A 9,133-nucleotide genomic window follows, 5' to 3' on the forward strand; every position below is an offset into this window, starting at 1 on the left:
GATGCGTCCTTGGTTGGTGAGTGATGACGCCAGTATAGGGAGACCGCATCGTGCTGATAAGACGGACAAAATCGGAATCACCGTCCACTTAAAGTGTACAATCAAGCCATGATCGATCTCAGCACCATCAACCTGAACCGCCTGACTACCTTTGTCGCCGTGGTCGAAGCCGGCTCGCTGACGGCCGCCGCCGAACGGCTGGGGCTGGCCAAATCCATGGTCAGCAAGCACATGCAACTGCTGGAGCAGGAAATGGGCGTCGGCCTGCTGCTGCGCTCCACGCGCAAGCTGAGCCTGACCGAGGCCGGACGCACCTTCTACGAAGCCAGCCGCCAGCTGCTGCAGGCGGCCGAGCTAGCCATTGAACAGGCGCGCAGCGGGCGTGACACGCTGCAAGGCACGCTGCGCGTCGCCTCGCCCATCGACTATGGCTTGATCGTGGTGTCGCCGCTGCTGGCGCAGTTGCGCGCGCGTTACCCGGAACTGAAGATCGACCTCACCTGCGGCGACCACATCATCGACCTGATCGCCGAGGGCATCGACGTGACGGTCCGGCTGGGCAAGCTCGCTGATTCCGGCCACATGGCGGCGCGGGTGGATACGCTGGTGCGCTGGCTGGTGGCCAGCCCGGAGTTCATCGCCCGCCACGGCATGCCGGCCACGCCGGATGATTTGCCACAGCTGCCCTACGTGTCGCTGTCGGTGCTGGCGCAGCCGACGCAGTTTTTGCTGACCGACCGCGCCGGCAATCAGGCCGATGTGCGCATGCGGAACACGGTGTTTTCCTCGAACACCGCCTACGCCACGCGCGCGGCGGCGTTGAGCGGCGACGGCGTGCTGCGCGCCACTGTGTTTTCAGTGAAGGACGATGTGGCGGCGGGCCGGCTGGTGCGGCTGCTGCCGGAATGGTCGCTGGCGGAGAGCGACATCCACGCCGTCTATCCCGCCACCGCCCACGTGCCGCAGAAAGTGCGCGTATTCATCGACGCGCTGAAGGCGGCGACGGCCGGCTAGTCGCGCCGCGCGGAGACCACGATGCCGCCGACGATCAGCGCAAAGGCGGCGGCGTGGTAGCCGTGCGGCGCCTCGCCCAGGAAGGCCGACGACAGCATCGCGGCAAACAGCGGCGTCAGGTTGACAAAGAAGGCGCCGACCGATGGCCCGGTCGCACGCACGCCCGCGCCCCAGCAGCCGAAGGCGATCACCGCCGGACAGGTCGAGACGTACAGCAGCGCAACAGCCAGCGTCCAGCTCCATTGCACCGGAATCGCCCCCAGCGCCTGCTCGCCCACCGCGAAGCCGCCCGACCACAGCACGCCGAACGCCACCTGCGCCAGCAGGAAGCTGGCCCAGTTGGCGCGGATGTCGGCCGGTTCGGTCACGCGCGTCAGCATCCAGCTGTACACCGACCAGGCGATGGTCGCCAGGATCATGAACAGGTCGCCGGCCACCAGCCGCAGTTCCAGCACGTGGCGCCATTCGCCGCGCGCCAGCACCAGCAGCACGCCGGCGATCGACAGCACCGCGCCCGCCACCTGCCGGCGGTTGACCGGCACGCCGAAGAACAGCCAGCCGGTCAGCATCATCCACACCGGCATGCCGGACGCCACCAGCGTGACGTTGATCGGCGTCGAGCTTTGCAGCGCCATGTATTGCAGCGCGTTGTACATGCCGATGCCAAGCAGGCCCAGCATGGCGTAGGTTTTCCAGTGCGTCCACAGCCCCGCCTGGCGCCGGAACACCGGACCGGCCAGCGGCAGCAGCAGGAAAAAGGCGATGCCCCAGCGCAGGAAATTCAGCAGCACCGGCGGCAGCTGGTCGTGCACCAGACGGCCGACAATGGCGTTGCCGGCCCACAGCAAGGGCGGCAAGGTCAGCAGGAAGATGGTTTTGGACGAGAGGCGCTGGTTCATTTTTGATATTTGCACAACATTCTCTGCAAGAGCATACCCGATACCGTCGTGCGGAAGCGATAGAAATAGCTTTGCAACGCCGGGGCGCGGTAAAATAGCCGTTGCTGATCCACCCACTTAGATAATATGAAACTTTCTAAACAACATTCGATGTACGAATCCGACCACACCCTGTTCATCAAGGCGTTGAAGGAAAAGAACCCAGGCATTGAAGCCGGCCAGCAACAAGGTCGCGCGCTGCTGTGGGATCGTCCACCGGTCTCGCTGGATGAGCAGCACCGTCAGCTGGAGTCGGCCGTCAAGCAACAGCCTTACGTCTACCAGAACAAGGTCTAAGCCACGCGCGGGGCGGCAAGGATGTTGCCAGACGATACGGCTGACGTGCAGCCGCCAGTACCGGAAGCCGAACACGGCACGCCGGAGGACGGCGCCCACGCGCACGTCGACGCTGGCACTGCCGCTGCGGCCAACGACGCTGCGGCCGAAGCCGCCGCTGTCACGGCCGAAGTCTCCGCCCTCGCCCGCCTGTACGGCGAGCCGCTGCTCAAGCTGCCGACCGACCTGTACATCCCGCCGGACGCGCTGGAAATCTTCCTCGACGCGTTCGAAGGTCCGCTGGACCTGCTGCTCTACCTGATCCGCAAGCAGAACTTCAACATCCTCGACATTCCGATGGCGCAGCTGACGCTGCAATACCTGAAGTACGTCGACCAGATCCGCCTGTCCAACCTGGAGCTGGCGGCCGAGTATCTGCTGATGGCGGCCATGCTGATCGAGATCAAATCGCGCATGCTGCTGCCGCAGCGCCAGGTCGACCTGGACGCGGAAGCCGACGATCCGCGCGCCGAACTGGTGCGCCGTCTGCTGGAATACGAACAGATCAAGCTGGCCGCCTACGACCTCAACACGATCCCGCAGGTGGACCGCGATTTCGTCCGCACCCAGATCTTCATCGAGCAAAGCCTGGTGCCGACCTGGCCGGAAGTCGAGGCCATCGATCTGCAGCAAGCCTGGCTGGACGTGATGAAGCGCGCCAAGCTGACCCAGCACCACAAGATCAGCCGCGAAGAGCTGTCCGTGCGCGAGCACATGACCGGCATTTTGCGCCGGCTGCAGTCGAGCCGCTTCGTCGAGTTCGCCGACCTGTTCGACATTGCCGGCGGCGTGCCGGTGGTGGTGGTGAACTTTGTCGCGCTGCTGGAGCTGGCCAAGGAAACCCTGATTGAAATTACCCAGGCCGAACCGTTCGCACCGATTTACGTGCGGCTGGCCTACTCGCCGGCTTGATGCAGCCGGCGCCTATCTACGCTTAGGCGACTACACCCATGAAAATTATCACCTCCATTGAAGAATTGCGCGACCAACTCAGCGGCCAGCTGCGCACGGCCTTTGTCCCGACCATGGGCAATCTGCACGAAGGCCACCTGTCGCTGATGCGCCTGGCGCGCAAGCACGGCGACCCGGTGGTGGCGTCGATCTTCGTCAACCGCCTGCAGTTCGGCCCGAACGAGGATTTCGACAAGTATCCGCGCACCTTCCAGGCCGACGTCGAGAAGCTGGAGAAGGAAGGCGTGTACGTGCTGTTCGCGCCGACCGAGAAGGATCTGTATCCGGAGCCGCAGGAATACCGCGTGCAGCCGCCGGATGGCCTGGGCAATACGCTGGAAGGCGAGTTCCGCCCGGGCTTCTTCAACGGCGTGTGCACGGTGGTGACCAAGCTGTTCTCGTGCGTGCAGCCGCGCGTGGCCGTGTTCGGCAAGAAGGATTACCAGCAGCTGATGATCGTGCGTAATATGGCGCGCCAGTTCGCGATGCCGACCGAGATCATCGCGGCCGAGACCTGGCGCGCGGACGATGGCCTGGCGCTGTCGTCGCGCAATATGTATCTGTCGGAGACCGAGCGCGCGGAAGCGCCGGCGTTGTACCAGACCTTGAACTTTGTCGCCAATGAAATGCGTTCCGGCCATCTGGACGTGTTCCAGCTGGAGCACAAGGCGATGGACGATCTGGCCAAGCGCGGCTGGAAGCCGGACTACATCTCCATCCGCAAGCGCAACGACCTGCAACCGCCGAACGCCGGCGACCTGGCGCAGGGCACGCCGCTGGTGGTGCTGGCCGCCGCCAAGCTCGGCTCCACCCGCCTGATCGACAACCTGGAAATCTAAGGCCTGCCCGCAGGCGCGGCCGGCAACACGGCCGCGCCTTGCGGCGAGAGCTGGATGATGAGGGATGGCGTGCTGATGCCAGGCGCCACCGCTGGCGCAGGTGTGGATGGCGGCGGCTCGCGCAACGCGACGTGCAGCACCACGCTGGCGAGCGCCACGTTCAGCGCAATCGTCGTGACAAATAGTCCGACCACCCATTTGATTATTTCGGCGGTGCCTTTGGCCACCGCGCTTTCGATCCTGGCGTCAATGCTGTCAAAGCGAGCGTGAACAGCGACGAAGCGTTCATTCATCGCCACGCGCAAGTCATCAACGGCGGTGCGGACGTCGCCCACCTTGTTGTCGATGTACTCCCTGTCGGAATTCGCGTTCATGCAGCCATCTTGCGCCGCGCAAGCCGGAGCGTCAACCGCCGTGCGTCAGGTGTTTGAGAGCGCTCAAGCAGCGACGTTCTGGGCCCAGGCCAGGGCTGACAGGTGGGCTTTGTTGACGTCCATCGGACTCAGTTTCAAGGTGGCGGCCAGCGAGGCCACCAGGTCGGAATTCAGCTCGCAGGCCTCGGCCAGCGCCAGGTAGGGGCCGTATTTGCCGCTGCGCGTCAGCAGCGCCGCCACCACGTCGTCGGATAGCTGGATATTGGCCAGCACTTCCTGCATCGGAATGCCCAGCAGCCGGTCCAGCAGCGAGAACATGCCCGCCACGAAGATATTCTCCGCCTCGCTCTTGCCCAGGCTCGCCTGCCCCAGCAGCTCGGCCAGACGGCCGCGCACCACCGCAGTTTCCAGCAGCACCGGCGAATAGCCCGAGGTGCTGGCGGTCGCCAGCAGCAAGGTCAGCCAGCGGTACAGCGGCGTATAGCCCAGCAGCGTCAGGGCCTGGCGCAGCGACTGCACCTCCCTGCCGGCGCCAAAGCCGGCCGAATTGATGAAGCGCAGCAGCTTGTACGACAGCGTGGCGTCGCGCTTGAGCACCGCCTCCAGCTGGGCGATGTCGGCATTCTGGCGCACCATCTGCATCAGCTGCATGATGATGGTCTGGGCCGGATTCAGGCCCTTGCTGTCGGCCGAGGGCCGCGGCGTCAGGTGCAGCTTGCCGACGAAGGCATTCAGTCCCAGCGCCGCGCAGGCGTCGAAATCGGTCCAGTTGCTGACCGGACGGGCAATCATGCCCACGGTGGATTGTTTCAGCGCCGCATAGGTGCGCGCCTGCGAGCCGACGTCGGCGCCCGAGAAGCGCACTTCCACGTACGAGGCCATGGTCGGCAAGCGGACTCCGATGCGCGTCAGGTCGGCTTCACGCAGCAGCACGCCGACGCCGCCGGCGCGCAAGCCCTGCACCGCCGCCATGGTGTCCGGATTGGCCAGCTCGGCCGCCTTGATCGACAACACCGTGTGTTGCGGCGGCAGCGCATGCAGCGCGTCGGTCGACAGCATCGCCGGCACCGCTTCCAGGAACAGCATCTTGTCGCGCAGCAGCCAGCCGTCGTCCTCGTCGACCACCTGACCGGCCACAAAGCTGACCAGCGATTCCAGCGCCTCCAGCGTCGACGCCGCGCCGGTGCTGGCCTGCTGCCAGCACAACTCGTACCCGATCACGCGCTGCTTGGGATCGAGCAAGGGTTCGCGGACGATGAAGTTAGTCTGATGCATGGCTCTCAGGAGGATGAAAAAGGCCCGCCGGAGCGGGCCATACAAATCAGAAACCCGGACGATCGCGTAGCTCGCCCACGGGACCGGCGACAACGGCGGTGCAACCGATTTGTTACGTCACGACGATCAAGCTCCGAGTTTTTCGAAGATCTTGTTCAGTTTTTCGTCCAGCGTGGCGGCGGTGAATGGTTTCACCACGTAGCCGTTGGCGCCGGCCTGGGCCGCCGCAATGATGTTTTCCTTCTTCGCTTCGGCGGTGACCATCAGCACCGGCAGTTTGGCCAGGGCTGGATCGGCACGAATGTTTTGCAACATCGTCAGACCGTCCATGTTCGGCATGTTCCAGTCGGACACGACGAAGTCGAACGATTCGGCGCGCAGCTTCGCCAGCGCCATCACGCCGTCTTCTGCCTCGTCGACATTGGCATAACCCAGTTCTTTTAACAGATTTCGGACGATGCGACGCATCGTCGAAAAATCGTCAACAACTAAAAATTTCATCTTTGGATCAGCCATGAATTGCTCCGTTGATTCTCTACGCGGTTGTTAATAGTGCCTACTAATAGTGCCCACATCGGCAATAAGTTGTAGGATAGCATTTCCGTTGCCTTAAGGCGAACAAAGTAGCAGTAAAACGTCACAGTTGCACGATTAAACACGCAAGGCACGCATGCCGTGTTGTGCCAGGTGGCCCAGCACCATGCCGGGCAGTGCCTGCAATGCACCGACTTCGTGCGCGGCGCCCACCGCAATCGCCTCGCGCGGCATGCCGAACACCACGCAACTCGCCTCGTCCTGGGCAAAATTATACGCTCCGGCGTTGCGCATCTCCAGCATGCCGGCCGCGCCGTCCTTGCCCATGCCGGTCAGGATAACACCGACCGCATTTTTACCCGCCGCCTGCGCTGCGGAACGGAACAGCACATCGACCGACGGCCGGTGGCGGTTGACCGGCTCGGCCTGGTCGATGCGGGTCATGTAGTTGGCGCCGCTACGGGTCAGGTACAGGTGCGAATGGCCGGGCGCGATGTAGGCGTGGCCGGGCAGCACCCGTTCGTTGCCCTGCGCTTCCTGTACCGAGATCTTGCACAGCGAATCGAGGCGCTTGGCGAACGAGCGCGTAAAGCCTTCCGGCATGTGCTGGGTGATCAGGATGCCGGGGCAGTCGGACGGCATCTGCATCAGGAATTCGCGGATCGCCTCGGTGCCGCCGGTGGAGGCGCCGACGATGATCAGCTTCTCCGACGACAGCAGCGGGTTGCGCAGCGCCGACAGCGGCGTCGCCGCGTGGCCTTCGGCGCCCGGCTGCGGCAGGCGGCGCGCCTGCACGCGGGCCTTGGAGGCAGCGCGGATCTTGTCGGTGATCAGTTCGGTGTATTCGCGCATGCCGGCCTGGATCGAGATCTTCGGCTTGGTGACGAAGTCGACCGCGCCCAGCTCCAGCGCACGCATGGTGATCTCCGAGCCGCGCTCGGTCAGCGATGACACCATCACCACCGGCATCGGCCGCAGGCGCATCAGCTTTTCCAGGAAGTCGAGACCGTCCATCTTCGGCATCTCGACGTCCAGCGTCAGCACGTCGGGATTGGTCTGCTTGATCAGCTCGCGCGCGACCAGCGGATCGGGGGCCACGCCGACCACTTCCATGTCGGGTTGGGAATTGATGATCTCGCTCATCACGCTGCGGATCAGTGCGGAGTCGTCGCACACCAGGACTTTGATCTTCATAAAACTACCTTCTTGTTATTTAAAACAGATCGATTTCACCTGCCACCGGCGCCACCTTGAGGCGGCTGGCGTACTCGATCTCGCGTTTGACCAGCGTGTCGTTATGGCTTTGCATCAGCTTCTTGACCAGCACCTTGCCGGTGCGCGGGAAGAAGTACACCTTGCGCGGATAGATATCGTTCAGATCTTCCGCTACCACGCGGATTTTTTCCACCTTCAAAAAGTTCAGGACGAAGGCGGCGTTGCGCTCGCCGACGTTGATCGCGGTGAAACCTTTCAGCACCGCGCCGCCGCCGAACACCTTGGCTTCCAGGTTTTCGCGGCGGGCGCCGGCCTTCAGCAAATCATTGATCAGGATCTCCATCGCATAGGTGCCGTAGCGCGCCGAGGCCGACACCGGGCTGCCGTTGTCGCCACCGCCGTCCGGCAGCATGAAATGGTTCATGCCGCCCAGGCCGGTGACGCGGTCGCGGATGCAGGCCGACACGCAGGAGCCGAGCACCGTCACTATCAACATGTCCTTGTTGGTGAAGTAGTACTCGCCCGGCAGGATCTTGGCCGCCTGGCAGTCGAACGTTCTATCGAAATAGACGTTCGTGGCAAATTGTTCGAGGTCCATGTTCTATTCTCATGTGCGTTGCGGTGCTTTACGGGCCGCAGCGGTGTCGTCCAGTTCGTAGACGGTCTTGCCGCGCAATTTCAACGACTCCGAGACATACAGGAAGTTCTCCGAGTGCCCTGCAAACAGCAGCGCATCCGGTTTCATCAGCGGGACAAAGCGGGACAGGATCTTGCGCTGGGTCGCCTTGTCGAAGTAAATCATGACGTTACGGCAAAAAATCGCGTCGAACTGGCCGCTGATCGGCCAGCTGTCGGCCAACAAGTTCAACTGCTTGAACGTGATCATATTACGCAATTCCGGGCGGACGCGGGCCATCCCTTCGCGATCGCCTTTGCCCTTGAGGAAAAAGCGGCGCTGGCGTTCGGGCGACATCTTGTCCAGCCGGTCCATGCCGTAGACGCCGTTGGCGGCGGTGGCCAGCACATTGGTGTCGATGTCGGTGGCGACGATGGTGACGTTCGGCGTCAGCGTGTTGAACGCTTCGCACACCGTCATGGCGATCGAATACGGTTCCTCGCCGGTGGAGCTGGCGGAACACCAGATGGTCAGCGGCTCGCGCTTGCCCTTGACGTGCTCGGCCAGCAGCGGGAAGTGGTGGGCTTCGCGGAAGAACGAGGTCAGGTTGGTGGTCAGGGCGTTGGTGAACGACTCCCACTCCTCGCCCAGCTTGCCCGATTCCAGGTCGTCCAGGTACTTGGCGAAGGAGTCGATGCCGGTGGCGCGCAGGCGGCGCGCCAGGCGGCTGTAGACCATCTCCTGCTTGCTGTCGGCCAGCGAGATGCCGGCGCGCTTGTAGATCAGGCCCCGGACCCGTTCGAAATCGCGGGCGTTGAAGTCAAATTCCTTGACCGTGTCTTTTGATTGCGGCATATGTTAAATCCTTTTTTGGCTATGCTAACTATGCCACGGGGTGTAGCTTAAAACTCTTCCCACTCGTCGGCGCCGGATGGCGCCGGAGCGGCTTTCTTCGGTGCGGCCGGACGCGGTGCTGCCGCCGGCGCCGGGCGCGGCGCGGCAATCGCCGGTGCCGGTGCCGGCGTCGGCGTGGCTGCCGGC

At 63.4% G+C, this 9,133-nt stretch carries 11 protein-coding genes; 4 read left to right on the forward strand and 7 right to left on the reverse strand.

The genetic code is table 11. The annotated features are described in order from the left end of the window. The first annotated feature begins 108 nt into the window (after nt 1-108). On the forward strand, nt 109-1,014 hold the full coding sequence (locus GJ698_RS09275) for a LysR family transcriptional regulator (protein ID WP_154357317.1): 906 nt from the start codon (nt 109-111) through the stop codon (nt 1,012-1,014). On the opposite strand, the gene GJ698_RS09280 is transcribed toward GJ698_RS09275, so the two are convergent. Continuing rightward, a complete protein-coding gene (locus GJ698_RS09280) occupies nt 1,011-1,913 on the reverse strand; it encodes a DMT family transporter (protein ID WP_154357318.1) in 903 nt (300 codons plus the stop codon). The two genes, GJ698_RS09275 and GJ698_RS09280, sit on opposite strands and share 4 nt — an antisense overlap. A 126-nt stretch (nt 1,914-2,039) precedes the next feature. On the opposite strand from GJ698_RS09280, the gene GJ698_RS09285 reads away from it, so the two are divergent. From GJ698_RS09285 to panC, 3 genes are read left to right on the forward strand one after another with little or no spacing between them, the layout of a single operon-like run. Further along, a complete protein-coding gene (locus GJ698_RS09285; RefSeq protein ID WP_154357319.1) occupies nt 2,040-2,249 on the forward strand; it encodes a DUF3460 family protein in 210 nt (69 codons plus the stop codon). 21 nt (nt 2,250-2,270) lie between these two features. Then, the gene (locus GJ698_RS09290; RefSeq protein WP_154357320.1) at nt 2,271-3,200 is read left to right on the forward strand and encodes a segregation and condensation protein A; all 930 of its coding nucleotides are present in this window, start codon (nt 2,271-2,273) and stop codon (nt 3,198-3,200) included. Between the two features lie 38 nt (nt 3,201-3,238). After that, nucleotides 3,239-4,078 (forward strand): pantoate--beta-alanine ligase, encoded by an 840-nt coding sequence (gene panC, locus GJ698_RS09295; protein ID WP_154357321.1) that lies wholly within the window; start codon nt 3,239-3,241, stop codon nt 4,076-4,078. On the opposite strand, the gene GJ698_RS09300 is transcribed toward panC, so the two are convergent. The 6 genes from GJ698_RS09300 to GJ698_RS09325 form a co-directional block, all read right to left on the reverse strand. Next, nucleotides 4,075-4,452, reverse strand: coding sequence for a hypothetical protein (locus GJ698_RS09300; protein ID WP_154357322.1), 378 nt, complete (start codon nt 4,450-4,452; stop codon nt 4,075-4,077). The genes panC and GJ698_RS09300 overlap by 4 nt on opposite strands. A 63-nt stretch (nt 4,453-4,515) precedes the next feature. Beyond that, nucleotides 4,516-5,727: an EAL and HDOD domain-containing protein gene (locus tag GJ698_RS09305; RefSeq protein ID WP_154357323.1), complete on the reverse strand. Its 1,212-nt coding sequence runs from the start codon at nt 5,725-5,727 to the stop codon at nt 4,516-4,518. Between the two features lie 126 nt (nt 5,728-5,853). Next, the gene (gene cheY, locus GJ698_RS09310) at nt 5,854-6,243 is read right to left on the reverse strand and encodes a chemotaxis response regulator CheY (RefSeq protein ID WP_008450066.1); all 390 of its coding nucleotides are present in this window, start codon (nt 6,241-6,243) and stop codon (nt 5,854-5,856) included. 135 nt (nt 6,244-6,378) lie between these two features. Further along, on the reverse strand, nt 6,379-7,455 hold the full coding sequence (locus GJ698_RS09315) for a protein-glutamate methylesterase/protein-glutamine glutaminase (protein WP_154357324.1): 1,077 nt from the start codon (nt 7,453-7,455) through the stop codon (nt 6,379-6,381). Nucleotides 7,456-7,474: 19 nt separating this feature from the next. Next, complete coding sequence (gene cheD, locus GJ698_RS09320; RefSeq protein ID WP_154357325.1) at nt 7,475-8,074, reverse strand: chemoreceptor glutamine deamidase CheD; 600 nt, start codon at nt 8,072-8,074, stop codon at nt 7,475-7,477. A 9-nt stretch (nt 8,075-8,083) separates the two neighbouring features. Beyond that, nucleotides 8,084-8,947, reverse strand: a complete 864-nt coding sequence (locus GJ698_RS09325) for a CheR family methyltransferase (protein ID WP_154357326.1) — start codon at nt 8,945-8,947, stop codon at nt 8,084-8,086. Nucleotides 8,948-9,133 lie beyond the last annotated feature (186 nt).

Origin of the sequence: Duganella aquatilis (genome assembly GCF_009674565.1) — a bacterium.
Classification (GTDB): Bacteria; Pseudomonadota; Gammaproteobacteria; order Burkholderiales; family Burkholderiaceae_D; genus Rugamonas; species Rugamonas aquatilis.

What these genes read in the sequence shown, in the direction of transcription:
- GJ698_RS09275 (WP_154357317.1), top strand. Translation starts at nt 109, where the DNA reads ATGATCGATCTCAGCACCATCAACCTGAACCGCCTGACTACCTTTGTC.
- GJ698_RS09280 (WP_154357318.1), bottom strand. Translation starts at nt 1,913, where the DNA reads ATGAACCAGCGCCTCTCGTCCAAAACCATCTTCCTGCTGACCTTGCCG.
- GJ698_RS09285 (WP_154357319.1), top strand. Translation starts at nt 2,040, where the DNA reads ATGAAACTTTCTAAACAACATTCGATGTACGAATCCGACCACACCCTG.
- GJ698_RS09290 (WP_154357320.1), top strand. Translation starts at nt 2,271, where the DNA reads ATGTTGCCAGACGATACGGCTGACGTGCAGCCGCCAGTACCGGAAGCC.
- panC (WP_154357321.1), top strand. Translation starts at nt 3,239, where the DNA reads ATGAAAATTATCACCTCCATTGAAGAATTGCGCGACCAACTCAGCGGC.
- GJ698_RS09300 (WP_154357322.1), bottom strand. Translation starts at nt 4,452, where the DNA reads ATGAACGCGAATTCCGACAGGGAGTACATCGACAACAAGGTGGGCGAC.
- GJ698_RS09305 (WP_154357323.1), bottom strand. Translation starts at nt 5,727, where the DNA reads ATGCATCAGACTAACTTCATCGTCCGCGAACCCTTGCTCGATCCCAAG.
- cheY (WP_008450066.1), bottom strand. Translation starts at nt 6,243, where the DNA reads ATGGCTGATCCAAAGATGAAATTTTTAGTTGTTGACGATTTTTCGACG.
- GJ698_RS09315 (WP_154357324.1), bottom strand. Translation starts at nt 7,455, where the DNA reads ATGAAGATCAAAGTCCTGGTGTGCGACGACTCCGCACTGATCCGCAGC.
- cheD (WP_154357325.1), bottom strand. Translation starts at nt 8,074, where the DNA reads ATGGACCTCGAACAATTTGCCACGAACGTCTATTTCGATAGAACGTTC.
- GJ698_RS09325 (WP_154357326.1), bottom strand. Translation starts at nt 8,947, where the DNA reads ATGCCGCAATCAAAAGACACGGTCAAGGAATTTGACTTCAACGCCCGC.